Genomic DNA, 22,851 nt, shown 5'->3' with positions numbered 1-22,851 from the left:
GCGGTTCCGTCACTCACCGCTTCCTTCGACTCCCGCCGCGCGCGCCCGCTCAAGCGCCCGCTCCGCCTGCGCGACGAGGGGTGCATCGATCATCTCGCCGTCGACACTGAACACGCCGCGTCCCTCGGCATCTGCTCGCTCCTTCGCCGTCAGCACACGCCGCGCCCACTCGATTCGCGCCTCGGACGGGGTGAGTGCCTCGTTGATGACCGCGACCTGTGCGGGGTGAATCGCGAGCTTCCCGTCGTACCCCAACTGGACCGTCGTCGCCGTATCGGCGCGGAGTCCCTCGTCGTCCTCGTAGTCGGTGTGGAGGGTGTCGATCGCGTCGACGTCAGCGGCGCGAGCGGCGACGAGGACGCGCTGGCGGGCGTACGAGACCTCACCACCCTCCAGTGTGCGCGTCGCTCCCACCGAGGCGGCGAAGTCCTCCGCGCCGAACACGAGCGCGTCGACGTGGTCGACGCGGGCGATTTCGGGAGCGTTCAACACCCCCTCGGCGGTCTCGACCAGTGCGAGGAGTGGGAGGGACGCCCCGCGAGCGGCAACGGCGTCCGCGACTCGACGCACGTCCGCGGCCGACTCGACTTTCGGGACGACGAGCGCATCGAGGCGGCTGACAGCGCCGTCTCCGTCGCCGCCGTCCTCGAAGAGTACGTCCAGGTCCGCCGTCAGTTCGCCGAGGCGGACGGTCACCTCACAGTCGGGGGCGAACGCGGGGTCAGAGAGCACCTCGCGGACTGCCGTCCGGGCTTCGGCTCTCCGCGACGGTGCGACGGCGTCTTCGAGGTCGAAGACGACGGTGTCGGCTTCCGTGCGCGGGGCTTTCCGGAGGAGTTCGGGTCGGTCGCCGGGTGCAAAGAGGACGCTTCGGCGGGACATACGGGTGGATGGGCGAACGTCACAATAAGCGTAGGCCTCGCCGTGGCCGCCGGGGCGCTTTTGTCCCCCTCGCGCGTGGACGGGCCATGGTCGGCCGCTACTACGAGGAGTTCTCCGAAGGCGACCGCATCGACCACGAGAAGCGCCGAACCGTCTCCGAGGCGGACAACCAGCGGTTCTGCGACATGACCATGAACCAGCAGCCGCTTCACCTCGACGCCGAGTTCGCGGCCGAGACGCAGTTCGGCGAACGGCTCGTCAACGGCCTCTACACCATGAGCCTGGGGGTCGGTCTCACGATTCCCGAAACCACGGACGGAACCATCGTCGCGAACCTCTCGTACGACGACGTCTCACACCCGAAGCCGGTGTTCCACGGCGACACGCTCCGGGCGGTGTCGACGGTGAAGACGAAACGGGAGACCTCGGACGGCGAGCGCGGCGTCGTGACCATGCACGTCGAGGTGTTCAACCAGTCCGACGAGGTCGTCTGTTCGTTCGACAGGACGGTCCTCTCGCTGAAGCGAGCGGCCGACGGCGACTAGACCTGCAGGATGAGGCCCGCGTTGATGAGGCCAGCGACGAACCACGGAGTCGCGACGCCGAGCGGAACGATGGGACGGTACCGTTCGGGAAGCCAGGCGTACGCGACGAGCGCAACCGCGATGACGGCGCCTTTCAACAACAGCATCGACTCGACGACGCCGTACATCGAGAACAGGGTTCGGGCGACCGGATTGCTCTCGTGGAGACCGACGGTGAGTCCGTAGTAGGTCAACGCGACGTCGAGGACCAGTGCCACGACGACGAACGCCCAGAGCCACGTGTCGGGTGACCTGAGTCGCGAACGCTCCGTTTCTGACTGCGTTTGAGCGTCCGCCGAGGGGAACTGGGTGCGCGACATCGTGGGGTGTCTATCCGACCCGACGCGTGTCGGATACTTCAGTAGCAGGTACTTACGGTATCGAAACCGGACGCTAAACGCCGATTACGATGCCATTAATCGGAGAGAACGGCCGGTATCAGAGGACCGTCCCGTGTTTCTTGTCCGGGAGCGACTTCTCGACGTCCTCGTAGAAGGCAAAGCGCGCGGCGAGTTCCGCGCGGAGGTCCGACGGGGGGACCACGTCGTCGACGACCACCTCGCTCGCCATCCGGTGGACGGCGATGTCGCGGCGGTACTCCGCCCGCAACTCGGCTTCGCGTGCCGCGCGCTCCTCGTCGTCCTCGATGGCGTCGAGTTTGTTCCGGTAGACGGCGTTGATGGCCGCCTCGGGCCCCATGATACCCACCTCGCCAGAGGGGAGTCCGATGACACTCTCGGGGTCGTACGCCGGGCCACCCATCGCGTAGATGCCCGCGCCGTACGCCTTCCGCACTACGACCGTCTGTTTCGGAACGGTCGCCGACGAGGTGGCGTAGATGAACTTCTTGCCCTGTTCGAGGATTCCCTCCTTCTCGACGGCCGACCCCGCCATGAACCCCGGCGTGTCACAGAGGTAGAGGAGGGGAATCTCGTAGGCGTCGCAGGTCCAGATGAACTCCGCAGCCTTGCGGGCGGAGTCCGGGAAGATTGCCCCCGACCGCTGGGTCGGCTGGTTGGCGACCACGCCGACGGGCCGTCCGTCGATGCGCGCGAACGCCGTGACGATTTCCGAGCCGTAGTCGGGACGGAGTTCGAGGACCGACTCGGCGTCGACTACCCGGTCGAGGAGGTCGTGGACGTCGTAGGGCCTGTTCGGCGACTCGGGGATGAGTTCGTCGATGCCCTCGGTGGGGTAGGTCGGCGGCCTCGGTGCCGACGTCGGCGGCTTCTCGCCGGCGTGGTCCGGCAGATACGTGACGAGCTGAGCCACGAGCTCCCGGGCGTGTTCCTCGTCGTGGGCGACGAGGTCCGCACTCCCCGAGTGGCGAGCGTGGACTGCTGGCCCGCCGAGGTCGTCCATCGAAATCTCTTCTCCGGTCACCATCTCGACCATCCGCGGCGAGGCGATAGCCATCGCCGACATCCCCTCGACCATGACCGTGAAGTCGGCGAACACGGGCGTGTAGGCCGCCCCGGCGATACACGGCCCGTAGAGCACGCAGATCTGGGGCACGCGCCCCGAGAGCATCGAGTGGTTGTAGTAGTACTTGCCGATGCCCTCTCTGTTCGCGAAGAACCCCGTCTGTTCGTCGATGCGCCCCCCGGAGGAGTCCATCAGGTACAGGACCGGCTTCCCGCTCTTGAGCGCGCGCTGTTGCATCCGGAGGAACTTCTCGACGCCGCGGCGGGCCATCGACCCCGCCTTCACGGTGAAGTCGTTGGCCATGAAGTGGACGTCTCGCCCCTCGAACTCGGCTGCCCCGGTGATGAGGCCGTCGGCGGGGAGGCGGGTGTCCGGGTCGGCCTCGTCGACGTCGGGGGCGTTTGGGTGCCACGAATCGAAGTTGGCGAACCGACCGTCCTCGAAGGCGAGGTCGCCGAACCAGAGGTCCAGACGGTCACGGACGAACAGTTTGCCCTGTTCGCTCAGGCGCTCGCGGTACTTCTCGGGGCCGCCCTCGTAGATGTCTGCCAGCTCCTCGCGGAGGCGTCGTTCCCGGTCGGTGGGGCCGAGGTCGTCCTCCAGCGGGTACTCCCGCTCGGGCGGGTCGGCGCTGGCAACCACTCCCTCGTCTCCGACGACGACCTCGACGGGGTCGCCGAGATGCTCCGCGAGCGCCGCGGCGATGGCGTGGGCCTCGTCCGCCGTCGCGCCCTGCCCGATTCGGACTCTCATGACGGACCCTGCATCGGGGAGCGAAAAAGGTCTTGCCCCCCGACCTTTTTCGGGGCGCGAGGGTCGCCTGCAGCGACCACTCGCGCCAGAAAAAGCTCGAGCAAAAAGGGACGGTGGTGTGTGTGGAGTGGTCTCGTGGTGGTGTGTGTGGGGTGGTCTCGTGGTGGTGTGTGTGGAGTGGTCTCGTGGTGGGTTCGTTAGCACGCTCGGGACGGCGCTCTGTCGACGTCCTGGCGCCGGGAGAGCGGAGAATCCGGTCGTGGTGGGCCCGACAGCTCAGCGGCTCGCCGCGCGCTGAATCTCGTGGGCCAACTGGACGGCAGCGGACTCGACGTCGTCGGTGTTCTCGACGAGCGCGACCGGAGCCCCGACGGCGGTCGAGTAGCTGAGGGCTGCCGTCCGGCTCATCGACTGCTGGAACTCGATACCGAGCCGGTCGCTCACCCGATACGAGCGGTAGTCGCTGTCGGCGCGACGCTCTCGGATGAGGTCCGGGCTGGCCTCGACGAGCACGAACGCGTCGGGGTCGAGGTCTCGCAGGACCTCGGGTGGAAGCCCCGGGACGAACCCGGCGGACGTGCTGACCACGAGGTGCGTGTTGAGGACGACGTGCGTGTCGGGGTCGGCGGCGATGGCGGCGACGTACTCACCCATCCGTCGCTGGAGCCGACGGAGTTCCGTCGGGGCGAGGTCCGAGAGGTCGTCGCGGCCCTCGACGTTCCGGCCACTCCCGAGCGCCTCCTCGAGCATCACGTCGCCCGAGTTCAGGAGTTCGAACCGCTCGTCGAGCGACGCGACGGCGGCCTCCGTCACCCGAGAACTCCCCACGCCGGGGACGCCCGAGACGACGGTCAGGGCCATCAGAAGTGCACCTCCTCGGTCTCGATGCCGCCCTGGGCCCCCCGGTCGTCGTAGTGCTTCCGCCCGATGTACTGGTCGCCGACGTTCGCCAGCACCGTGTCGAACAGTTCGTCCGCGCTGTTGAACGACGCTTCGTCCGTCCGCTCGAGCACCGTCCGGATGGTCTCAGGGTCACCGTAGGGCGCTTCGAGGGGCTGGTCACCGACCTCCGCGAGGACCGTCTCTCGGTCGGTGGGGAACGTCAGTTGTCGGGCGAACGCGTTCCGGGTCTCGGCGAGGCGCATAGTTGTCAGTCGCAAATACGTATTATTAAACGTGTGGAATTCCGCAGGACTACCCTTTTGTCGGCGCGCGGTGAGCCACGACCCATGCGCGTCCTCCTCACCGGCGCTCACGGGACCGTCGGTACGGCTCTCACCGCCCACCTCGGCGACCGACACGAGTTCACGCTGTTCGACCGGCGGACCGTCGGCGAGGAGACGACGTGGGACGGGGCGGGCTCACATCCGCACGCCGACCGTGAGGCCATCACCGGCGACGTCACCGACGCGGACGCGGTCCACGCGGCGATGACAGGTCACGAGGCCGTCGTGCATCTCGCGGGCTACCCACGCACGGACGGTTCCTGGGCGGAGGTACTGGAGAACAACGTCGTCGGGACGCGGACCGTCCTCGACGCGGCCGTCGAGGCCGGGGTCGACCTGGTCGTCTTCGCCTCCTCGAACCACGTCGTCGGCGGCTACGAACAGGAACTCGCCCCCGACATCTACCACGGCACCGACCTCGTCGTCGACCACACCGCCTCGTTCCGCCCAGACTCGCCGTACGGCACCTCGAAGGCCGCAGGTGAGGTGTGCGGTCGGGAGTACACCGAGCGGGGCGACCTCCGGTTCGTCGCCGTGCGCATCTGCAGCGTCCGCGCGCCGCGGTACGACCACCCGTACGGCGACGCCGAACGCGGGGTCCACGAGGGGCGATGGGACCGCGACAGCGGCGCGTACGACGAGCAGGTCGCGCGGATGAAGGCACTGTGGCAGTCTCGACGCGACTGCGCGGCGCTGTTCGACTGCTGTCTCGGGTTCGACGGGCGGTTCGACGTCTTCTACGGCGTCAGCGACAACGAGCGGCGGTGGTTCGACCTCGACCACGCCCGCGAGGTGGTGGGGTACGACCCGGCGGACTCCGGTGAGGCGTGGTCGGCACCGCCCCGATAGACGCCGTTTACGACGGGACCGACTCGTCCAGCGTCGCCTCGAGTCGTTCGATGAGTTCGTGGTTACCGACGTGGACCGGCACCCGTGCGTGGATGTCGTCGGTCTTCACGACCTCGAGGATGGACTTCTCACCGTCCGAAGAGGCCCCGCCGGCCGTCTCGACGATGTACGCGACGGGGTAGCCCTCGTACTGGAGCCGGAGCTTTCCTTCGGGCGCGTTCGTGAACGCGGGGTACGAGAAGATGCCGCCGTAGGTCAGGACCTGGTTGACGTCGCCGATCATCGCCCCGCCGTACCGGAGCTTCATCGACGCGTCCTGTTCGACCTCCCGCGCGAAGGCCGTGAAGTCGTCGAACCACTCGGGGACGCGCCCACCGAACCCGTAGACGGAGGGCTCTGCTGGCAGCTGGACGTCCTCGGTGACGAGGTTGCGGACGCCGTTGTCGACGAGGTACTCGTCGACCTGCCCGTCGACGGCGCACATCATCGTCGCGACGGGGCCGAAGAGCACGTACGCCGCGCCGACGAGGTCATCACCCGTGGCCGGAAGCGGTTCGTCGTAGATACCCACCACCGTCCCCATCGTGTTGTTGGGCTTGAGGTTCGACGACCCGTCGAGCGGGTCTACCGTCACGGAGAGGCCCTCGCCGACGTCGTCGACGGTCTCACGCTCCTCGCTGGCGTACTCGCCGACGCTGTCGAGCGCCCCGAGGCGGGACTGAAGCAGGTCGTCGGCGAACACGTCCGCGGCCATCTGTTTCTCGCCGCTCGGGTTCTCCGACCCGCTCTTCAGCCGCCGACTCGGCAGGCCGGCGCGGATTTCGGGGGACGCCTCGGCGACGGTCTCGAATATCTCCTCGACGATGGCGCGCGTCTTGCCGTCCATCTCAGTTCACCCCCCCACGAGCCGTTCGCGTGTCGGTGTGTGTCTCGGGGCCGTCGGTCAGTCCAGCCGCTGTGTACATGGCTTGTCACTGTGACAACAGCACATATAGTTCTGTGGGACCGCTCGGGGCCAGAACACGCCACGGGGACGTGTCGAGGGTCGGCAGACCGACGGTGAAGACGGCTGGGACCGACAGGCGACGGACGCGGTCGGGCGGCGAACCGTCCGTCTCCGCCTGCTCGTCCCGTCCGCTGTGTGGCTCACGTCCGCCGCCGGACGCGGCCGAGCCCACGGCCCGTTTCTGTGAGCATCGGCTGCCCCCGACGCCAGCCTTACAACACCCCCGGGTCTGGTGAGAGATATGCGAACGCTCGAAGACGTCCAGACGGTCGGTATCGTCGGCGCGGGAACAATGGGGAACGGCATCGCACAGGTCGCCGCCACGGCCGGCTACGACGTCGTCATGCGGGATATCGAGAGCGAGTTCGTCGAGCGCGGCTTCGACAGCATCGACAGTTCGCTCTCGCGACTCGTCAAGAAAGAACAGCTCACACAGGCAGAGGCCGACGCCGCACGCGACCGCATCACCGGGACGACGGCGTTCGACGACCTCGCCGCCGCGGACCTCGTCGTCGAGGCGGCGGTCGAGAACATGGACGTGAAGAAGGACATCTTCGCCGACCTCGCCGACCTCGTCGACGAGGACGTCGTGCTCGCGACGAACACCTCCACGCTCTCGATCACCTCCATCGCGGCGGCGACAGAGCGCCCCGAGCACGTCGTCGGCCTCCACTTCATGAACCCCGTGCCGGTGATGAAGGGCGTCGAAGTGGTCCGCGGCGAACTCACGTCCGAGGCGGCGGTCGACCTCGCTCACGGCTTCGCCGAGTCCCTCGAGAAGGAGACGTGGGAGTCCGACGACAAGCCCGGCTTCGTCACCAACCGCATCCTGATGCCGTGGCTCAACGAGGGCATCCGCGCGTTCGACGAAGGGGTCGCCTCGAAGGAGGATATCGACCGGGGGATGACTCTCGGAACCAACGTCCCGATGGGGCCGCTCACGCTGGCGGACCACATCGGCCTCGACGTCTGTCTGCACGCCTCCGAGACACTCTACGACGAACTCGGAGACCGCTACAAGCCGGCGTACCTCCTGAAGCGGAAGGTCGAGGCAGGGGAGTTAGGAAAGAAAACCGGCAGCGGCTTCTACGACTACGAGTAGCGTCCCGTCGGCCCCCGTTCTGCCGCGCAGCGACCCGCCGCGAGTGTCGCCCGCATGAATTATAACGCTGTCATCTCATGGGAAAAGCGAGGAACACCACGATGCCATTCTACAGTGGGGACGAACTCGACACCGTATACGACGACGCGCTCGACGAGGGGTTCGGGCTCGTCGCGAGCAACGTCGCCGAACCGAACGTCATGATGGGGCTCATGGAGGGTGCCTCGCAGGTGAACTCCGACCTGCTGCTCCAGCTCAGCGGGGGTGCCTGCACGTTCGCTGGGAACGGCGACCCCGTCGCGGGCCTGAAGGCGATGGGGAACTACATCGAGGTCATCGCCGAACAGTACGACATCGGCGTCTTCCTCAACATGGACCACCAGACGGACATGGAGTTCATCGAGAAACAGATCGAACTCGACATCCCCTCCTCGATCATGATCGACGCGTCACACCACCCGTTCGAGGAGAACGTCGCCGAGTCCAAGCAGGTGGTCGAGATGATCGAAGACGCCGGCCGCGACATTCTCGTCGAGGCCGAACTGGGGCGTATCAAGGGTGTCGAGGACGAGATCGTCTCCGAGGAGGCGTTCTACACCGACCCCGAGGAGGCGGTCGAGTTCGTCGACCGGACGGGCTGTGACCTCCTCGCCATCTCCGTCGGGACCCAACACGGCGTCGCGAAGGGCAAGAACCTCGAACTCCGCCCGGACATCGCCCAGGACATCCGCCAGGAACTCCGCGACCACGGCCTCGACACGCCGCTCGTCCTACACGGCTCGTCGGGTATCCTCCCCGAACAGCTCCAGCAGATGCTCCAGTACGGCATCTGCAAGGTGAACAAGGACACGCGGTATCAGTACGAGTACACGCGGACGCTGTTCGACCTCTACCGCGAGGACCCGACGAACATCGTCCCACCCGACGGTGTCGAGGACGACCGCGACGGCTTCTACAACGCGGTCGACTGGTCGCCGAACAAGGACGTCTTCGACCCCCGCGTCGGCGGCCGCGACGTCCGCGAACGCATCGCCGACGTCTACGGCGACCTCGCCGAGATCGCCGGCAGCGCCGGTCGGACCAAGTTCGCGTAGGTCAGCGCCGACCGACGCCTTCGCGGTGTCTTCTCGCGGCCTCGTCTACCACGTACACGTCTCACAGCGGTCGAGTTCCGACAGCCCGTCGCGGTCGACAGTCCGTTCCTCGTCGACCACGGCGACGTCGGCGTACGAACACCCGAGGATGTCCGTGCGATGCCAGGTACCGTCGGCTCTGATGACGGTGAGTTCACCCATATCTGTCAATCCACTGTCCACCGTCTTGTGTGTATCGCCGGTCGGACGGACCGCGCCGCGCCAGTCCGTTCTCACGCGTGAGAGTCGGCGGGTGAGATTAAACAGCGTGGGGTCGCTGCCACGCGTATGATACGCGTCAGCGGCCTCCGCAAGACCTACGGGGACTTTCCGGCCGTCGTCGGGAGCGACTTCGCGGTCGAGCGGGGGGAGATATTCGGCATCGTCGGCCCCAACGGCGCGGGGAAGACGACGACGCTGAAGATGCTCGCCGGCCTCGTCGAGCCGTCGGGAGGCACAGCGAGCGTCGGCGACCACGATGCCGGCGACGCCGAGATGCGCCGTTCGCTCGGTTTCCTCCCGGAGGAGTCGCCGCTGTACGAGGACATGACGCCGCGGTCGTATCTCCGCTTCTTCGCCGACCTCTACGACGTGCCGCGCGAGGTGGCCCGCGAGCGAACCGAGGAGACGCTCGACCGCCTCGAACTCGAACACCGCGAGCGCCGACTGGGTGACATGTCGAAGGGGATGAAACGGAAGGTCGCCATCGCGCGGTCGCTCGTCAACGACCCGGACCTGCTCATCTACGACGAACCCGCCTCCGGACTCGACCCGCTCACGACCAACTACGTCCTGGAGTTCACGCGCGAACTCGCCGACCGAGGCAAGACCGTCGTGTTCTCGGCGCACAACCTCTACCACGTCGAGAGCGTCTGTGACCGCGTCGTCATCATGAACCGCGGGCAAATCGTCGCCCGCGGCACCGTCGCGGACATCCGCGCCGAACACGGTTCGACGACGTACCACGTGTTCACGACCGTCCCGCTCCCCGAGAGCGACCCCGCCGGCGACGACCACGTGACGGTCGTCGAGGACATGACCGCCGTCGACTCGGTTCGTGAGGCGGCCGCAAGCGCAGGCGGCAGCGTGGTCGACATCCGAACGGAGGAACCGAGCCTCGAAGCCCTCTTTCTCGACATCGCGGGCCGCGAACTGGCGTCCGACCCCCGCGCGGAGGCGACTCGGTGAGACCGCGCGCCGTCGCGCGCATCGCGCGCTGGGAGGTGAGTCGGTCGGCCGCCGTCGTCGACAGGCGGACTGTCATCATGGGACTCGTGGCGTTCGTCGTCGTCGGGAGCGTCCTCGGGGCCGGCGTCCTCACCCAGGGCGTCGCCCTCGACCGCGACCTCTACCGTGTCGGCGTCGACGCGTCGAGCCCGTATCACGACCCCGTCGCCGCGAGTACGTCGCTCGCGACCCGGCCGGCCAGCGAAGCCGCCTTCGTCGCGGGTGACCTCGACCTGCTCGTCGTCGACGGGCGCGTCGTCAGTCGCGAGACCCCGAAGGGTGAGGCCGCGCTGGCCGCGTTCCGCGCGAGCGTCGAACGACACAACGTTCGGGCGATGCGCGCGGAACCGAACCAGTCGGCGGCGTTCCCCGTCGTGGTCTCGCTCACCTACGCGGCACGCGACGAAGCGGTCGTCGCGACGCCGACGACCGAGAACCGCGGCGACACGACGGGTGCTGGTGGGTCCGGCGCGACGGGAGACGGCGGCAGTGTCTCCCCCGAGGGTTCCGGTGACGGAGACCCGGTCGGCACCCAGGAGGGGCCGCTCTCCATCCCTGGAATCGGTGCCAGCGTCTTCGCACAGGACTCGACCGGGTCGCCGGCGGACATCGACCCACCCTTCCCGTTCGGGTCGCTCGTCCTCGCGTTCGCATTCTTGGTGCCGATGAACTTCGTCATCCAGGCGTACGGTTCGACCGTCCTCAACGAGCGGGTGAACCGGCGGGGCGAACTCCTCCTCGTCGCGCCCGTCGCCCCGAGCGACATCGTCGCCGGGAAGACGCTTCCGTACCTGACCGCGATGGTCGCGGTGACCGCGGGTATCGCACTCCTCGTCGGCGGCGGGGTCGTCGCTGTCGCCGCCGTCGTCCCGCTGGCGCTCTTGTTCCTGGCGGCGACGTTCGTCGGCGCGATGTTCGCCCGGTCGTTCAAGGAACTCACCTTCGTCACCGTCTCCGTCTCGGTGTTCCTCACCTCCTACGCGTTCGTCCCGGCCATCTTTACGAACGTCACGCCCATCGCGCTCATCTCGCCGCTGTCGCTCGTGGTCCGCGACCTCCAGGGGGCCGCGGTCGACCCGTCGGCGTACCTGTTCTCGACAGGCCCCATCTACCTCTCTTCGGTACTCCTCTTCCTCCTCGGTATCGGCGTCTACCGGGAGGAGGACATGTTCACACAGCGGTCGGTCCCGCTGAAGTTCCTCGACGCGCTCGACGCACGGCTCTCGGGGAACGGTTCGGTGGCGCTCGTCTCCGCGTTCTCCATCCCGTTCGTCTTCGTCGCCGAACTGCTCGGCATCGCCGTTCTCTTCGCACTCCCCATCGCCGTCTCGATTCCGGTCATCCTCGTGGTGGTCGCGCTCGTCGAAGAGGTCGCGAAGAGCCTCCACGTGCTGGCCGGCTTCGAGAAGGGCCGGTTCGCGTCCTCGCTCCCGGCCACACTCGCCGTCGGGGCGGCCTCCGGCGTGGGGTTCTTCGCCGGCGAGAAGGCGACGGCGGTCATCCAACTCGTCGGCCTCCCCGACCTCGCGGTCGGCCGGGCGGCGTTCGCCCCCGCCGGGACCGTCGGCGTGGAGGCGCTCCCCGTCGCGCTCGCGCTGCTCGCCGCGCCGCTCGTCCTCCACGTCGTGACGGCGTCGCTGTCGGCGCTCGGCGCTCGGAAGGGGTTCCGGTGGTATCTCGTCGGGCTCGGAGCCGCGATTCTCGTTCACACGGCCTACAACCTCACGGTGGTGACGCTCCTTGGCTGACGGCTCGCTCACCATCGCCCGACGGGAACTGCAGGTGCTGAAGGCGGAGAAGACCATCGTCCTCGCGCTGCTCATCCAGGTGTTCATCGCCGCGTTCTCTTCGTTCCTCGTCGTCGGGCTCGTCTCGCTGTACGACCCCGGTAGCGTCCAGGGGTATCAGGTCGACGTCGCTCTCAGCGGCTCCGAGGAGGAAGCGCGCGAACTCCTCGGCGTCATGAACGACCAGCCCGGCGTGCGGCCGGTGCCGTACGAGACGAGGGAGGCGGCGCTCGCCGCCTTCCAGGATGGTGACGTCGAGGCCGTCCTCGTGGCCCAGCGACGCGACGGCCGGACGTTCGTCCGGGCGACGGTCCCCGACTCGAACATCGAGACGACCGTCACGGTGGTCCAGGTCCGGGAGGTGCTCCAGGCGTTCGAGCGCACAGAGCGCACAGAACGAGCGAGTTCGCTCGAGCGGGTCCCACTCGATCTCCCGCGACAGGGGACGTCGAGCCCGTACTTCGGCTTCACCTACACCGTCCTCGTTCCGCTCCTGTTGTTCCTCCCGGTGTTCATCAGCGGGTCACTCGCCGTCGACTCGCTCACCGAGGAACGCGACCGCGGCACGCTCGAACTGCTCAGGGTGGCCCCCGTCTCGTTCGGTGACATCGTCGACGGGAAGTTGCTGGCCGCGGCGGGGCTCGCGCCCACGCAGGCCGCGCTCTGGGTCGGCCTCCTCCGGCTGAACGGCACGAGCGTCTCCCACCCCGCGCTGCTGGTCGCGTTCGTCGCGTCGCTCGCCCTGTTGGTGGTCTCGGTCGCGCTGGCGCTCGCCATCGTCTCGCCCGACCGTCGGACCGCCCAACTGCTGTACTCCGTCGCCGTTTTGCTCGTCTTCGGCGGGTCGACGGTCCTCCCGGTGAACCCGGCCAACGTCGCCGCGCGACTCGCCATCGACAGCGCCGACCCGACGAGCGCCGCCGCCGTCGGTGCCGTCGCCGTCGCTGGCGCTGGCGCGTACCTCGGCCTACGGTGGGTGACGCGACGGGTCGACCCCGCGACGCTGTCGTGAGGTGGGCGGATACAAGCGGAACGCACACAAGGGCGGCGGTCACACGCAGGGGTATGGGAATCGGCGGAACCGCGAAGAAGCTCCAGAAAGTCGCGGAGATGGGCGAAGAGCTGTACAAACGGATCAACGAACTCCGCACGCAGGTCGCGGAGATGCGCGAGACGGTCACGGAGACCCACGAGCGAGTCGACCGGCTCGAGAACGAGGTGGCCGAACAGCGCGCCATCCTCGCGGCGCTCGCCGAACACGAGGGCATCGACGTCGACGCACTGGTCGCGGAGGCGCACATCTCCGAAGCCGAGAGCGCGGCGACGGCCGACACGGCATCGGCTGCCGAGGGGAGCGACGACACGGCCGCGGGAGGCGACACGGCGGGGACGGACGAACACGCCGAGGACGCCGACGACTCGACGTCGGCCGGCGCGACGCGCGAGTAGACGCGTCGACGACTCAGCCGAGCAGTCGGCCGTGTTCGACCTTGAGACACTTGTCCTGTACCACGTCGACGCCGGCGTCCTCGGCGCGTGCGGCCGCCTCGTCGTCACGGATACCGAGTTGGAGCCAGACGGCGTCGACGTCGCCGCGGTCGTCGGCTCGCTCGAGGACCTGGTCGACGATGCCGCTCACCTCCGGACTCGGCCGGAACACGTTGACGAGTTCGACGTCGACGGGAATATCCGCGAGGCGGTCGTATGTGGGTTCGCCGAGAATCTCGTCGGTCGTCGGGTTCACGGGGACGATTCGGTATCCGTGCTGCTGGAGGTACTTCGGAATCCGGTGTGCGGCCTTGCTTGGTGTGCTCGAGCAGCCGATGACGGCGATGGGCGTCAGGTCGAGGAGGCGTCGCAGACCGTCGTCGCTGGTGACTGGCATGGACGGACAGAGAGCAGCCGTGGTTAAAAACGGCCGGCCGGCTGGCGGCGGTCTGTCCCGAGAGGCTCAGTTCACGGGAGGCGAACCGTCGGTTCGCCCTCCTCGTGCGTGGTGACGATTCCGTCGAACAGCTGTTTGAGCGTGTTCATCGTCTGGTCGTCGTGCGCCGTCGAGTCGATGGAGAACAGCCCGAGACCGTCGATACTCTGGACCCGCCCAGTGAAGACATGGAGGAACCGGAACACGGTCTGGAGGTCCGAGTACATCAACAGCGTCGACAGCGAGTGGAGCATGACACGGTTCTGTTTGATCTCGCGCGTCTGGTAGTACTCCTCTAAGACCTCGGAAAACTTGATGCCGATGCCGGTCATGTCGACGGGCGAGGAGGCGTACTTGACGTGGTCGTTCTCCGTGACGTCGCTGATGCCCTGTTGGCGGGTGACGCAGTCGATGACGGTGAGGGGCTTGCCCTCAATCTCGAAGCGGGACTCGAACTCGTTCAGCACGCGCTGGGCGCTGTCCTTCGTGCTGACGACGACGGCACCCTCGCCTGCCTCGAGTCCGCCAGCGACGACGTCGAAACCGAGCGAACGCTTGCCGGTCAGCGGCGGCCCTGCCAGGAGGATGTTCGTTCCAGGTTGGACCGTGGCGTCGAGCGCAGGCGAGAGGTCATACATGGGGAACCTCCCGGGCAGTCAGTCCCGTGGGTAGAGAGACGCTCGTGTGACGGGTCGACTCTCCGGGAGTCATGAGGTGGTAAGAAGATACAGTGTGCCGGTAATATTCTTTTTGATTCCCTTACTAGTCACCGTCACGTCGTGCCGGGATTTCTCCCGGTGTGCATCGGGACGGTGTCGCGCGTCGCCCGCGTGGGTCCGTGACCGGGTGAGCGGCCCGTGGGGGTGGTCGCTCATCTCGTCGGCCGACCGTCAATCCAGTCAACGACCCGCACACTGTGTGTGAAACCACGAAGTTTAACACGGCGTATCTCGCTACGTTCGGGTACGGGCGCTTAGCTCAGTTTGGACAGAGTGCTTGGCTTCGGACCAAGTTGTCGCGGGTTCAAATCCTGCAGCGCCCACTTGTCCTGCGAACGATAACGAGCAGTGAAAACTGGACCGCGAAGGAGTCGAATCGGGAATCGATCGGGATTCAAAACCCTACAGCACCGGTAGTTCTCCCGCGAGTCGAAGCTTCAGAAGTCGCGGCCCGTCGCCGCGTCAGGAAGCGCGTTCGGCTTCACCGGAAGCCCCAGTTCCGCGAGCGCGGTTTCGAGGTGTTCGGAGCCGATGTAGTCGGCCCCGTCGTCGACACGAGCGGCGTGTGCACGGGCGAGAATCTCGGCACGCCTGTCGTCGGGAATCTCGTACTTGTCGGCCGCGAGTTCGATGACGAGGCCGTTGTGGTCGTGCGTGTACAGCGAGTGGAACGCGCCGCGGTCGTACTCGCTCACGCCGTGGCCGGCCTCGTGCAGTCTGTCGCGAATCTCGGGGAGGTCGGCGGCTTCGATGCGGAACGCGAGGTGGTGGACGGCACCGACACCCGGGTCCTGACGCTCGGCCGACTCGCGCGACTCGTCGACGAAGAACGTGACGAGGCGACCGTCACCAGCGTCGAAGAAGAGGTGTTCGACCTCGGCACGGTCGAGATTCGGCTGGCGAATCACGAGTCGAAGCCCGAGAACGTCGCGGTAGAAGGCGATGGTGTCCTCGGCGTTGCTCCCGACGAGGGTGACGTGGTCCCACCCGGCAGCGTGCATGAGACTGTCGGGTCGGTCGGTGGAGACGTCGTGCTCTGACACGGTGTACGGTACGGACCCTGTGGTAATGTACTCTCGGCGACGTCGATGTCAGCCGGTGACGTCGGGGTTACCGGGCTGTTCGCCGTCGCGACGCGGACCGGCGGGGTGCGGGGACTGCCGGAACTCGTCATCGTCTTCGTGACGGGCACCATCAGGTTCTGTGCGTCGGTGGCGTCACGTAGCGTCACGTGGTGAGGTACGTGGAGGGCGCTCAGTTCTGCAGGCAGCCTTCGATCGCGTCGACGAAACTCCGCACGGACACGTCGGCGTCGTCGTCGAGCGAGATGCCGAGACGGGAGTGCTCGTCGAGCGCGAGGTCGACGAGGGTGACGTTTTCGAGGCCGTAGACGGTGAACTCGTGTTTCCCCGTCGCGCCCGAGGTCAGCTCACCGTCCGGGCCGGTCGTCGTCCAGAGCCGGACGACCGGTGACGCCTGGTGGTCGGCCGGTTCGTCCTCGAAGAAGTGGACACTCGCGGCGTCACCGTCGTACGCGGCGACGGCCTGTACGACCGACGAGTACCCCGACTCGAGGAACTCGACGAGGTCGTCGTGCGGGAAGTCGTCACGCCCGACGACCTCGACGTCGACCGCGTTGCGACCGTGTGCTAGCCGGTTGAGGGCGACCCGTCCCGCGTCCGTGAGGTCGTAGAGCCGGCCCTTCTGCTGTGATTCGGGGACGAGGAGCTCGACGACCTCTCGTTCGCGGAGTTCCGAGAGTGCCCGAGAGACGTGTGGCTGTGCGAGGTCGGTGTGTGAGGAGATCTCCGACGGGAGCCCCGGTCCGTCGTCCGAGAGGTACTCACAGACGGCGAGACGATAGCGAGAGCTGGCCACGAATCCGGCGGCATCCCATGTGTCGGTCATTCTTGACGTCCCCTCCGTGCATCAGTTCTTGACAAGCCGGTATATCATTTTTGTGTTCGCCGTGCACGTAAATTCAGAGACGAATACGCGAGCACTGAAGCGTGACGCGTCGGGTACTCCCTGCTCTGGGTGGACGTCGGCGACGGGCCCGCCAGTCGAGGCTGTCCGTACACGCGGCTAATCGACAGACGGGAGAGATATGCAGCGGTATACTTATTCCTGCCCCGACAGGATGGGACGGTATGGACCGACGCTCCGTTCTCGCCGCGGCGGCGGCACTGCTCGCCGGGTGTGGCCAACAGCCCTCCACCGACACGTCGACGCCGACCGGAACCGCGACCCGGACGCCGACGGCGACGTCCTCGCCGTCACCGACGGAGACGCCCACGGCGTCCCCGACCGAGACGGCGGAACCGACGGAGACGCCCACGGCGACCGAGACGGAGACGCCGGAGTTGAGCGAACGCGAAGAGCGCGCCGCACAGGCACTCGACCGGGCCATCTCCGAACTCTCGCAGGCCGTCTCGACCTACGTGGGGAACGCGGGCGACTCGCTCGTCGACGTCTCGGCGGCGACCGAGAACTTCTCACGAACGGCCGTCCTCACCGACCTGTCGGACGCGGACGACGACATCGAAGACGCCCGACGGCTGGTGAGCAGTCGGCAGGAACCGCGCCTCGAGGCCGTCGAGACCGCCCGTCGCTTCCTCAGACTCTGTCTCGACACGCAGCCTCGCCTCATCGCGGCCTACGGTGAAGCAGCGCGCGCGCGCGACGCCGTCGAGAGTCAGCGGGAGACGGAAGTCGAAGGCGCGACTGCCGACCTACGGGACGAGCGACAGGACGCCGAGGCGGGGTTCGACAGCATCGAATCGGAGACCGACGCCGAGCGTGTCTCGGTCGTGCCCGCCATCCCCGCCGGCGACTACGAGGCCAAGGTCGCCCAGTTCGGCGCGGAGGTCGACGGCTTCGGCTCGCTCGCCGATTTCTTCGACCGGTTCAGACCGGCCATCGTCGACCTCAACGACGCCGAGCGGTTCGACCGCGCCGAGCGCGAGCGTCGAGCGCGTGAAGACGGCCAGGCTGCCGCCGACGCGTTCGACGCGCTCGCGACAGACCTCCGGACGTTCGCCAACGACCTCACCGAGGCGGGTGTCGCGCTCCGACCGCTCGCGGCCGACCTCGCGGACATCGCGGAGACGAAGGCCGAAGACGCGCGCGAACTCGTCGAGGACAACTCGTAGCCCGCACGGAGCTCCGGTCGGCCCCTCGGGTGGCATCCGTGTCACCCGGTGACGTCGGACGCTACCCGGTGACACTGATGTCCGGGAACTGATATATCGGGTGGGTGCGTAGCGACGGGTGCAATGTACGTTCCGTCCACCTTCGAGGTGTTTCGTGTATGAACGCCGACGTCGTCCTGCAGGCTGACGCGCTGTTCGGGTCGACCGGCGCGGCGGTCGTGTTCCTCCTGGCGCGCGTCCTGTTCGGGGCGGTCATGGCCTTCACGGGCGTGAACCACTTCCTGAACGCCGAGACGATGTCCGGGTACGCCGGGGCGAAGGGGGTGCCGCTCCCCGGCCTCGCCGTGCCGTTCTCCGGCGGGCTGCTCCTGTTCGGCGGACTGGGCATCCTCCTCGGCGTGTTCCCGGTGCTCGCCGCCGGTGCGATTGCGCTCTTCCTGCTCGTCGCGACACCCACGATGCACGATTTCTGGGCCGCTCCCGACGAGGAGCAGATGACCGAGATGACGCAGTTCCTGAAGAACGTCGCGCTCCTCGGGACCGCACTCGGCTTTCTCGTCGTGAGCCAACTCCCGTGGCCGCTCGCCGTCGGAGTCGGCCTGTAAGCACTGTTTTGACCCCCCTTTCCATACGACCACACATGACCGAGACATCCCCGACGGACCACCCGTTCGATGCGACGCCGAGCGAGTACCGAGCAGACGACTCTCCGGAGCGCGAGGTGAACTGATGGAGGGACGTCCCGACGAGTTCGGTTCGCCGTACCGACTGCTGTCGGCGGCGGTCGTTCCCCGCCCCATCGCGTGGGTCTCCTCGCGTGGGTCGCGCGGGGAGAACCTCGCGCCCTTCAGCTTCTTCAACGTCGCCGCCATCAACCCGCCGGTGTTGATGGTCGCACCCGTCGGTGTCGGTCGCGAGCGGAAAGACACGCCCGAGAACGTGCTCGAGAGCGAAGCCTTCGTCGTCAACGTCGTCACGGGCGACCTCGTGGAGGCGATGAACGAGACGGCGGCGTCGCTCGACGCCGGCGAGAGCGAGTTCGAGCGCGCGGGCGTGACAGCCGTCGAAGCCACCGCCGTCGACGCGCCCCGCGTCGAGGAGGCCCACGTCGCCCTCGAGTGCACGCTGGCGGAGTCGATGGAGATGGGCGGGTCGACGCTGCTGTTCGGCGAGGTCGTCCACGCCCACGTCGACGACGACCTCCTCGTCGAGGGGCACAAACTCGACGTGACGAAACTCGACGCGGTCGGCCGCCTCGCCGGCGGGTACTACGCCTCGACGCGGGACCGATACCACCTCGAACGCCCGCCCTGACGGCACTCACACGTCCGGCCCGCGGCTCTCGACGAGGCGCGCGAGACGGTCGAGCGCCCGCCGACACACCGGGACGTAGCCGGCGGCGACGAGCGGGACCTCGAACGTCACGCGGCACTGCTCGCCGAGCGCGTCGACCCGGTGGCCCGTCGCCGGGACACGAGCGACACGCCACGTCCACCGCTTCGTCTCCCCGCCGTCCACGTACGAGTCTATCTCGAACGGGACCCAGAGGCCCGTACGAGAGATGCGGACCCGTCCGGTCACTCCCTCGTGGACGTACCGTGTCGGACAGTCGACGGCGGCGACGCTCGGCCCCCACTCGTCCCACCGCGTCGTATCCGTAAGGACGTCCCACACACGCTCCGCCGGGGCGTCGACGACGCGCGAGACCGCGAACTGTCGCGTCCCGTCTCGCCGCTCGACGCCGAGCGCGTGCGAATATATATTCCTAGGCATGACACGTACACCTAATACATCACTCGGGAAAGGGTTAATACACGTCCCTTCCTCACACGTTCAATGACATCGAGTGACACACCACGGATGAAGGAGATCAGCCACACACCGCCGGAGGGAGACTCCGTCACCAACGTCTGGCAGCGAGGTCGAGAATCGACCGAGGCGAGTGAGACGCCGTCGCCCGCCGACGACTGAGCCGACTTCTCTCTGTGACTGACGCCTCCGCTTCGGCGAGCCGCCGCACCGACCGACAGTTTCGGGACGTTTAACCCCGAGTCACGCGGGGCCTCGTGTATGACGATGAAAGCCACCGCGAAGGCCCACCCAATCCAAGGGCTCGTGAAGTACCACGGGATGCGCGACCCCGACCTCCGCTTACCGTATCACGACAGCATCAGCGTCTGTACCGCCCCGTCGCACACGCGGACCACCGTCGAGTTCGACCCCGAACTGGACGCGGACGTCTACCGCATCGACGGCGAGGCTGTCGACGGACGGGGCGCAGAGCGCATCGAGCACGTCGTCGACCACGTCCGCGACCTCGCCGCGTTCGACCACCGGGCCCGCGTCGAGTCGGAGAACTCCTTCCCCTCGAACGTCGGCTTCGGCTCCTCTTCGTCCGGCTTCGCCGCGCTGGCGATGGCCGCGTGTGAGGCCGCCGGGCTGGAGATGACGCGCCCCGAGGTCTCGGCCGTCGCCCGCCGCGGGTCGTCCTCTGCGGCCCGCGCCGTCACGGGCGCGTTCTCCCAGCTCTACACGGGCCTCAACGACGACGACTGCCGCTCCGAGCGCATCGAGAGTGACCTCGAATCCGAGCTTCGCATCGTCACGGGGCTCGTCCCCGCGTACAAGGAGACCGAACAGGCCCACGAGGAGGCGGCCGACTCGCACATGTTCCAGGCCCGGATGGCGCACATCCACGGCCAGATCGCCGAGATGCGCGACGGGCTGCGGGAGGGAGACTTCGACCGCGTCTTCGAACTCGCCGAACACGACTCGCTCTCGCTGGCGGCGACGACCATGACCGGCCCGGCAGGGTGGGTCTACTGGCAGCCGCGTACCATCGCCATCTTCAACGCCGTACGCGAGCTTCGAGACGAGGGCGTCCCCGTCTACTTCTCGACGGACACGGGCGCGTCGGTGTACGTCAACACCACCGAGGCGTACGTCGATGAGGTCGAAGCGGCGGTGTCAGAGTGTGGTGTCGACACCGACGTGTGGGAGGTGGGCGGCCCGGCGCGCGTGCTGGAGGAGTCTCGGTCGTTGTTCTGACCACGGGCGACGGGTCGCAGGGCCGGCGCGCGTGCTGGAGGAGTCTCAGTCGTTGTTCTGACCACGGGCGACGGGTCGCCGAAGCGGTGTCGGTCAGCGACCGGCCGTCGTCGGTCGTCGGTCGTCGACCCGCCCGGCCAGCCAGCCGCCGACTCGACCGCCGACCGCCCCAGCGAGTGCGGCCAGCCCGATGCCGAGCACGCCCAGAACCACCACCGTGATGACGAGGGCGGTCACCACGAACCACGTCGGCCCCGAGAGCGCCGACGCCGCGGCGAGGCCGTCGGCGAGTATCCAGCCGATAGCGAGTCCCCCGACCAGTCCGGCGCGGAGGCCGACGCCGCTGCACTGTCCCGTCCGCCGCTGTGCGAGATACCCAGCGAGGAGGCCACCGAAGAACACCGGCCAGAGCGACATCTCGGAGCCGGACTGCCAGTACGCGAGGGTCGTGAACGGGATGGACGGGACGCCGCCCAACAGGGCGTACGTCCACCTGTCACCCAGTCGGTCGTGGAGGGAACCAGTTCGGGTCACGCCTGTTCGTCTCGGCCGAGTCGAATAAATCCAGCCGGCGAGTCGACACGACACGTGGTCGAACCCCACTCACATCGTGAAACGCTCTTTGCCCTCGCGTCCCTGTAGTGGTACATGCGCATCGCCGTCCTCGGCGCAGGCTACGCAGGCGTGACCGTCGCGCGTCGCCTCGACGCCGGACTCCCCGCAGACGTCGAACTCGTCGTCGTCGACGAACGTCCCACGCATCTGGTCCAGCACGAACTCCACCGCCTGGTCCGCTACCCGGACCTCGAAGACGTCATCCAGGTGCCGCTCGAAGACCTCTTCGAGCGGGCCGACGTTCGGACTGCCCGCGTCGAGTCCGTCGACAGGGAGAACCGGACCGTTCACCTCTCCGACGGCGACCTCGACTACGACTACTGCGCGGTCTGTCTCGGCGCTGAGACCGCGTTCTACGACCTCCCGGGACTCGAAGCCCACGCGACCCCTCTCAAGCGGGTCGAAGACGCCCGCGCCGTCCGCGAGTCGTTCCTCGACACGTGTGCACAGGGCGGTACGGCCGTCGTCGGCGGTGCGGGGCTCTCCGGCGTGCAGGTCGCCGGCGAACTCGCGGCCCTGGCCGACGAGGAGGCCGCAGACGTCGACGTCGTCCTGCTCGAACAGTTCGAGTCCGTCGCGCCGTCGTTCCCCGAGAACTTCCAGCGCGCCGTTCGCGACGAACTCGAGGCCCGAGGCGTCGACGTCCGGACCGGAACGACCGTCGAGCGGGCGACCGCCGACGCCGTCGAGACCGACAGAGGGCCGATTCCGTACTCGACGCTCGTGTGGACGGGCGGCATCCGCGGCCCGGAAGCGCTCGGTGGCGACCGGCCGGGGGTGCGGAGCGACCTGCGACTCGACGCGCGGACGTTCGTCGTCGGCGACGCGGCCCGCGTGGTCGACGCCGACGGCGAAGCCGTCCCCGCGTCCGCCTCGGCCGCCCTCCGCGAGGCGCGCGTCGTCGCCGACAACCTCCTGACGCTCGTCCGTCACGAGTTCGAGGCGGACCCCGACGAGTTCCGCCCGCGGCTCCAGCAGTACCGCTTCGCGGTCCCCGGCTGGATCGTCTCCGTCGGCGAGGGGACCGTCGCGCAGGTCGGTCCGACGGTCCTCCGCGGCGGCGCCGCGCGAGCGATGAAGGCGACCGTTGGGGCGGGCCATCTCTCGAGCGTGGGCGCGCTCCGGCAGGCGACCCAACTCGTCGAAGCCGAACTCGGGCCGGCCGGCCGGGTGAACGACGAGCACCTCGAACAGGTCGAGGAGGCACTCCAGATTCCCGTCGACGGCGAGGTGCCCGACGCGGCGGACGTCGTCGATGGTCTCCGCGGCGGGACCGACGTCGCTCGCGACGAGACCGAGTCCGTCGAGCCGGTCGAGATAGAGATTCCCGTCGAGGACGAATCCGCGGCGGAGGCCGACGACGGGACTGACACCGCCAGAGCGGGGGCCGAGCCCGACGAACCGACGGCCGGAGACGAG

The 22,851-nt window shown here is 67.8% G+C and carries 27 protein-coding genes, 1 tRNA gene and 1 pseudogene; 16 read left to right on the top strand and 13 right to left on the bottom strand.

What is annotated here, in order from left to right:
- Positions 1-9: 9 nt before the first annotated feature.
- Positions 10-882, bottom strand: coding sequence for an HpcH/HpaI aldolase/citrate lyase family protein (locus E6N53_RS03805; RefSeq protein WP_142856990.1), 873 nt, complete (start codon positions 880-882; stop codon positions 10-12).
- Between the two features lie 86 nt (positions 883-968).
- Between E6N53_RS03805 and E6N53_RS03800 the strand changes: the two genes are divergently transcribed.
- Positions 969-1,427, top strand: a complete 459-nt coding sequence (locus E6N53_RS03800) for a MaoC family dehydratase (protein ID WP_136589104.1) — start codon at positions 969-971, stop codon at positions 1,425-1,427.
- On the opposite strand, the gene E6N53_RS03795 is transcribed toward E6N53_RS03800, so the two are convergent.
- The 4 genes from E6N53_RS03795 to E6N53_RS03780 all read right to left on the bottom strand — a co-directional run bounded on the left by E6N53_RS03795 (position 1,424) and on the right by E6N53_RS03780 (position 4,789).
- On the bottom strand, positions 1,424-1,786 hold the full coding sequence (locus tag E6N53_RS03795) for a DUF5658 family protein (RefSeq protein WP_142856988.1): 363 nt from the start codon (positions 1,784-1,786) through the stop codon (positions 1,424-1,426). The genes E6N53_RS03800 and E6N53_RS03795 overlap by 4 nt on opposite strands.
- Before the next feature lie 118 nt (positions 1,787-1,904).
- A complete protein-coding gene (locus E6N53_RS03790; RefSeq protein ID WP_142856986.1) occupies positions 1,905-3,644 on the bottom strand; it encodes an acyl-CoA carboxylase subunit beta in 1,740 nt (579 codons plus the stop codon).
- Between the two features lie 276 nt (positions 3,645-3,920).
- A complete protein-coding gene (locus E6N53_RS03785; RefSeq protein WP_136589101.1) occupies positions 3,921-4,505 on the bottom strand; it encodes an adenylate kinase in 585 nt (194 codons plus the stop codon).
- Positions 4,505-4,789 carry a DUF5789 family protein gene (locus E6N53_RS03780; protein ID WP_136589100.1) on the bottom strand — a complete coding sequence of 95 codons (285 nt, stop codon included), beginning with the start codon at positions 4,787-4,789 and terminating at the stop codon, positions 4,505-4,507. The genes E6N53_RS03785 and E6N53_RS03780 overlap by 1 nt, the downstream gene beginning before the upstream one ends.
- 84 nt (positions 4,790-4,873) lie before the next feature.
- On the opposite strand from E6N53_RS03780, the gene E6N53_RS03775 reads away from it, so the two are divergent.
- Positions 4,874-5,719: an NAD-dependent epimerase/dehydratase family protein gene (locus tag E6N53_RS03775; protein ID WP_142856984.1), complete on the top strand. Its 846-nt coding sequence runs from the start codon at positions 4,874-4,876 to the stop codon at positions 5,717-5,719.
- A gap of 7 nt (positions 5,720-5,726) precedes the next feature.
- Here E6N53_RS03775 and E6N53_RS03770 read toward each other — a convergent pair whose 3' ends face one another.
- Entirely contained in the window at positions 5,727-6,605 is an 879-nt protein-coding gene (locus E6N53_RS03770) for a class 1 fructose-bisphosphatase (protein WP_136602488.1), read from the bottom strand.
- A 361-nt stretch (positions 6,606-6,966) separates the two neighbouring features.
- Here E6N53_RS03770 and E6N53_RS03765 point away from each other — a divergent pair, with 361 nt between their 5' ends.
- Both E6N53_RS03765 and fba read left to right on the top strand, forming a co-directional pair.
- Positions 6,967-7,827 carry a 3-hydroxyacyl-CoA dehydrogenase family protein gene (locus E6N53_RS03765; protein ID WP_142856982.1) on the top strand — a complete coding sequence of 287 codons (861 nt, stop codon included), beginning with the start codon at positions 6,967-6,969 and terminating at the stop codon, positions 7,825-7,827.
- Between the two features lie 101 nt (positions 7,828-7,928).
- Positions 7,929-8,921, top strand: a complete 993-nt coding sequence (gene fba, locus E6N53_RS03760) for a class II fructose-bisphosphate aldolase (protein ID WP_142856980.1) — start codon at positions 7,929-7,931, stop codon at positions 8,919-8,921.
- 45 nt (positions 8,922-8,966) lie between these two features.
- On the opposite strand, the gene E6N53_RS20920 is transcribed toward fba, so the two are convergent.
- Positions 8,967-9,122, bottom strand: coding sequence for a hypothetical protein (locus E6N53_RS20920; RefSeq protein WP_201740112.1), 156 nt, complete (start codon positions 9,120-9,122; stop codon positions 8,967-8,969).
- A 126-nt stretch (positions 9,123-9,248) separates the two neighbouring features.
- Between E6N53_RS20920 and E6N53_RS03755 the strand changes: the two genes are divergently transcribed.
- Genes E6N53_RS03755 through E6N53_RS03740 form a run of 4 tightly spaced genes read left to right on the top strand, consistent with a single transcriptional unit; the run spans position 9,249 to position 13,423 of the window.
- Positions 9,249-10,148: an ABC transporter ATP-binding protein gene (locus E6N53_RS03755; protein ID WP_142856978.1), complete on the top strand. Its 900-nt coding sequence runs from the start codon at positions 9,249-9,251 to the stop codon at positions 10,146-10,148.
- Positions 10,145-11,935: an ABC transporter permease family protein gene (locus E6N53_RS03750; protein ID WP_142856976.1), complete on the top strand. Its 1,791-nt coding sequence runs from the start codon at positions 10,145-10,147 to the stop codon at positions 11,933-11,935. The genes E6N53_RS03755 and E6N53_RS03750 overlap by 4 nt, the downstream gene beginning before the upstream one ends.
- Positions 11,928-12,986: an ABC transporter permease gene (locus E6N53_RS03745; protein WP_142856974.1), complete on the top strand. Its 1,059-nt coding sequence runs from the start codon at positions 11,928-11,930 to the stop codon at positions 12,984-12,986. The genes E6N53_RS03750 and E6N53_RS03745 overlap by 8 nt, the downstream gene beginning before the upstream one ends.
- 53 nt (positions 12,987-13,039) lie before the next feature.
- Positions 13,040-13,423 (top strand): DUF5798 family protein, encoded by a 384-nt coding sequence (locus E6N53_RS03740; protein WP_142856972.1) that lies wholly within the window; start codon positions 13,040-13,042, stop codon positions 13,421-13,423.
- A 13-nt stretch (positions 13,424-13,436) separates the two neighbouring features.
- On the opposite strand, the gene E6N53_RS03735 is transcribed toward E6N53_RS03740, so the two are convergent.
- Complete coding sequence (locus E6N53_RS03735) at positions 13,437-13,859, bottom strand: CoA-binding protein (RefSeq protein WP_142856970.1); 423 nt, start codon at positions 13,857-13,859, stop codon at positions 13,437-13,439.
- A 71-nt stretch (positions 13,860-13,930) separates the two neighbouring features.
- The gene (locus tag E6N53_RS03730; RefSeq protein WP_136589090.1) at positions 13,931-14,536 is read right to left on the bottom strand and encodes an RAD55 family ATPase; all 606 of its coding nucleotides are present in this window, start codon (positions 14,534-14,536) and stop codon (positions 13,931-13,933) included.
- Between the two features lie 329 nt (positions 14,537-14,865).
- Here E6N53_RS03730 and E6N53_RS03725 point away from each other — a divergent pair.
- Positions 14,866-14,940, top strand: a tRNA-Arg gene (locus E6N53_RS03725).
- Between the two features lie 114 nt (positions 14,941-15,054).
- On the opposite strand, the gene E6N53_RS03720 is transcribed toward E6N53_RS03725, so the two are convergent.
- Positions 15,055-15,618, bottom strand: coding sequence for a VOC family protein (locus E6N53_RS03720; RefSeq protein WP_142857267.1), 564 nt, complete (start codon positions 15,616-15,618; stop codon positions 15,055-15,057).
- An 87-nt stretch (positions 15,619-15,705) separates the two neighbouring features.
- Between E6N53_RS03720 and E6N53_RS20620 the strand changes: the two genes are divergently transcribed.
- Positions 15,706-15,855 carry a hypothetical protein gene (locus E6N53_RS20620; protein ID WP_161596509.1) on the top strand — a complete coding sequence of 50 codons (150 nt, stop codon included), beginning with the start codon at positions 15,706-15,708 and terminating at the stop codon, positions 15,853-15,855.
- 16 nt (positions 15,856-15,871) lie between these two features.
- Here the strand turns inward: E6N53_RS20620 and E6N53_RS21215 are convergent, their stop codons facing one another.
- A complete protein-coding gene (locus E6N53_RS21215; RefSeq protein ID WP_236642299.1) occupies positions 15,872-16,525 on the bottom strand; it encodes a winged helix-turn-helix domain-containing protein in 654 nt (217 codons plus the stop codon).
- Between the two features lie 242 nt (positions 16,526-16,767).
- On the opposite strand from E6N53_RS21215, the gene E6N53_RS20915 reads away from it, so the two are divergent.
- From E6N53_RS20915 to E6N53_RS03700, 3 genes are all read left to right on the top strand, one after another.
- A complete protein-coding gene (locus tag E6N53_RS20915) occupies positions 16,768-17,769 on the top strand; it encodes a hypothetical protein (protein WP_201741061.1) in 1,002 nt (333 codons plus the stop codon).
- Between the two features lie 158 nt (positions 17,770-17,927).
- On the top strand, positions 17,928-18,374 hold the full coding sequence (locus tag E6N53_RS03705) for a DoxX family protein (RefSeq protein ID WP_142856968.1): 447 nt from the start codon (positions 17,928-17,930) through the stop codon (positions 18,372-18,374).
- Positions 18,375-18,498: 124 nt separating this feature from the next.
- A complete protein-coding gene (locus E6N53_RS03700; protein ID WP_142856966.1) occupies positions 18,499-19,083 on the top strand; it encodes a flavin reductase family protein in 585 nt (194 codons plus the stop codon).
- A gap of 6 nt (positions 19,084-19,089) precedes the next feature.
- Here E6N53_RS03700 and E6N53_RS03695 read toward each other — a convergent pair whose 3' ends face one another.
- The gene (locus E6N53_RS03695; RefSeq protein ID WP_142856964.1) at positions 19,090-19,542 is read right to left on the bottom strand and encodes an SRPBCC family protein; all 453 of its coding nucleotides are present in this window, start codon (positions 19,540-19,542) and stop codon (positions 19,090-19,092) included.
- A gap of 63 nt (positions 19,543-19,605) precedes the next feature.
- Between E6N53_RS03695 and E6N53_RS21405 the strand changes: the two genes are divergently transcribed.
- Both E6N53_RS21405 and mvaD read left to right on the top strand, forming a co-directional pair.
- Positions 19,606-19,740: a DUF7989 family protein gene (locus E6N53_RS21405; protein WP_269090088.1), complete on the top strand. Its 135-nt coding sequence runs from the start codon at positions 19,606-19,608 to the stop codon at positions 19,738-19,740.
- Positions 19,741-19,845: 105 nt separating this feature from the next.
- The gene (gene mvaD, locus E6N53_RS03690; protein ID WP_142857265.1) at positions 19,846-20,817 is read left to right on the top strand and encodes a phosphomevalonate decarboxylase MvaD; all 972 of its coding nucleotides are present in this window, start codon (positions 19,846-19,848) and stop codon (positions 20,815-20,817) included.
- A 93-nt stretch (positions 20,818-20,910) separates the two neighbouring features.
- Here the strand turns inward: mvaD and E6N53_RS03685 are convergent, their stop codons facing one another.
- On the bottom strand, positions 20,911-21,351 hold the full coding sequence (locus tag E6N53_RS03685) for a DUF5518 domain-containing protein (RefSeq protein WP_142856962.1): 441 nt from the start codon (positions 21,349-21,351) through the stop codon (positions 20,911-20,913).
- A gap of 114 nt (positions 21,352-21,465) precedes the next feature.
- Here E6N53_RS03685 and E6N53_RS03680 point away from each other — a divergent pair.
- Positions 21,466-22,587: pseudogene (locus E6N53_RS03680) on the top strand (NAD(P)/FAD-dependent oxidoreductase); the annotation flags it as partial.
- Positions 22,588-22,851 lie beyond the last annotated feature (264 nt).

The organism is Salinigranum halophilum (assembly GCF_007004735.1).
GTDB lineage: Archaea > Halobacteriota > Halobacteria > Halobacteriales > Haloferacaceae > Salinigranum > Salinigranum halophilum.
Note: the sequence above shows the minus strand (reverse complement) of the source record. Positions and strands in the feature narration are given on the sequence as shown.

Excerpts from the sequence above, each read along its gene's own strand:
- E6N53_RS03755 (WP_142856978.1), top strand. The coding sequence starts at position 9,249 with ATGATACGCGTCAGCGGCCTCCGCAAGACCTACGGGGACTTTCCGGCC.
- E6N53_RS03780 (WP_136589100.1), bottom strand. The coding sequence starts at position 4,789 with ATGCGCCTCGCCGAGACCCGGAACGCGTTCGCCCGACAACTGACGTTC.
- E6N53_RS03735 (WP_142856970.1), bottom strand. The coding sequence starts at position 13,859 with ATGCCAGTCACCAGCGACGACGGTCTGCGACGCCTCCTCGACCTGACG.
- E6N53_RS03775 (WP_142856984.1), top strand. The coding sequence starts at position 4,874 with ATGCGCGTCCTCCTCACCGGCGCTCACGGGACCGTCGGTACGGCTCTC.
- E6N53_RS03730 (WP_136589090.1), bottom strand. The coding sequence starts at position 14,536 with ATGTATGACCTCTCGCCTGCGCTCGACGCCACGGTCCAACCTGGAACG.
- E6N53_RS03695 (WP_142856964.1), bottom strand. The coding sequence starts at position 19,542 with ATGCCTAGGAATATATATTCGCACGCGCTCGGCGTCGAGCGGCGAGAC.
- E6N53_RS03795 (WP_142856988.1), bottom strand. The coding sequence starts at position 1,786 with ATGTCGCGCACCCAGTTCCCCTCGGCGGACGCTCAAACGCAGTCAGAA.
- E6N53_RS03700 (WP_142856966.1), top strand. The coding sequence starts at position 18,499 with ATGGAGGGACGTCCCGACGAGTTCGGTTCGCCGTACCGACTGCTGTCG.
- E6N53_RS03765 (WP_142856982.1), top strand. The coding sequence starts at position 6,967 with ATGCGAACGCTCGAAGACGTCCAGACGGTCGGTATCGTCGGCGCGGGA.
- mvaD (WP_142857265.1), top strand. The coding sequence starts at position 19,846 with ATGAAAGCCACCGCGAAGGCCCACCCAATCCAAGGGCTCGTGAAGTAC.
- E6N53_RS03805 (WP_142856990.1), bottom strand. The coding sequence starts at position 882 with ATGTCCCGCCGAAGCGTCCTCTTTGCACCCGGCGACCGACCCGAACTC.
- fba (WP_142856980.1), top strand. The coding sequence starts at position 7,929 with ATGCCATTCTACAGTGGGGACGAACTCGACACCGTATACGACGACGCG.
- E6N53_RS20920 (WP_201740112.1), bottom strand. The coding sequence starts at position 9,122 with ATGGGTGAACTCACCGTCATCAGAGCCGACGGTACCTGGCATCGCACG.
- E6N53_RS03790 (WP_142856986.1), bottom strand. The coding sequence starts at position 3,644 with ATGAGAGTCCGAATCGGGCAGGGCGCGACGGCGGACGAGGCCCACGCC.
- E6N53_RS21405 (WP_269090088.1), top strand. The coding sequence starts at position 19,606 with ATGACATCGAGTGACACACCACGGATGAAGGAGATCAGCCACACACCG.
- E6N53_RS03705 (WP_142856968.1), top strand. The coding sequence starts at position 17,928 with ATGAACGCCGACGTCGTCCTGCAGGCTGACGCGCTGTTCGGGTCGACC.
- E6N53_RS03740 (WP_142856972.1), top strand. The coding sequence starts at position 13,040 with ATGGGAATCGGCGGAACCGCGAAGAAGCTCCAGAAAGTCGCGGAGATG.
- E6N53_RS03800 (WP_136589104.1), top strand. The coding sequence starts at position 969 with ATGGTCGGCCGCTACTACGAGGAGTTCTCCGAAGGCGACCGCATCGAC.
- E6N53_RS03785 (WP_136589101.1), bottom strand. The coding sequence starts at position 4,505 with ATGGCCCTGACCGTCGTCTCGGGCGTCCCCGGCGTGGGGAGTTCTCGG.
- E6N53_RS03770 (WP_136602488.1), bottom strand. The coding sequence starts at position 6,605 with ATGGACGGCAAGACGCGCGCCATCGTCGAGGAGATATTCGAGACCGTC.
- E6N53_RS21215 (WP_236642299.1), bottom strand. The coding sequence starts at position 16,525 with ATGACCGACACATGGGATGCCGCCGGATTCGTGGCCAGCTCTCGCTAT.
- E6N53_RS20915 (WP_201741061.1), top strand. The coding sequence starts at position 16,768 with ATGGACCGACGCTCCGTTCTCGCCGCGGCGGCGGCACTGCTCGCCGGG.
- E6N53_RS20620 (WP_161596509.1), top strand. The coding sequence starts at position 15,706 with ATGTCAGCCGGTGACGTCGGGGTTACCGGGCTGTTCGCCGTCGCGACG.
- E6N53_RS03720 (WP_142857267.1), bottom strand. The coding sequence starts at position 15,618 with ATGCACGCTGCCGGGTGGGACCACGTCACCCTCGTCGGGAGCAACGCC.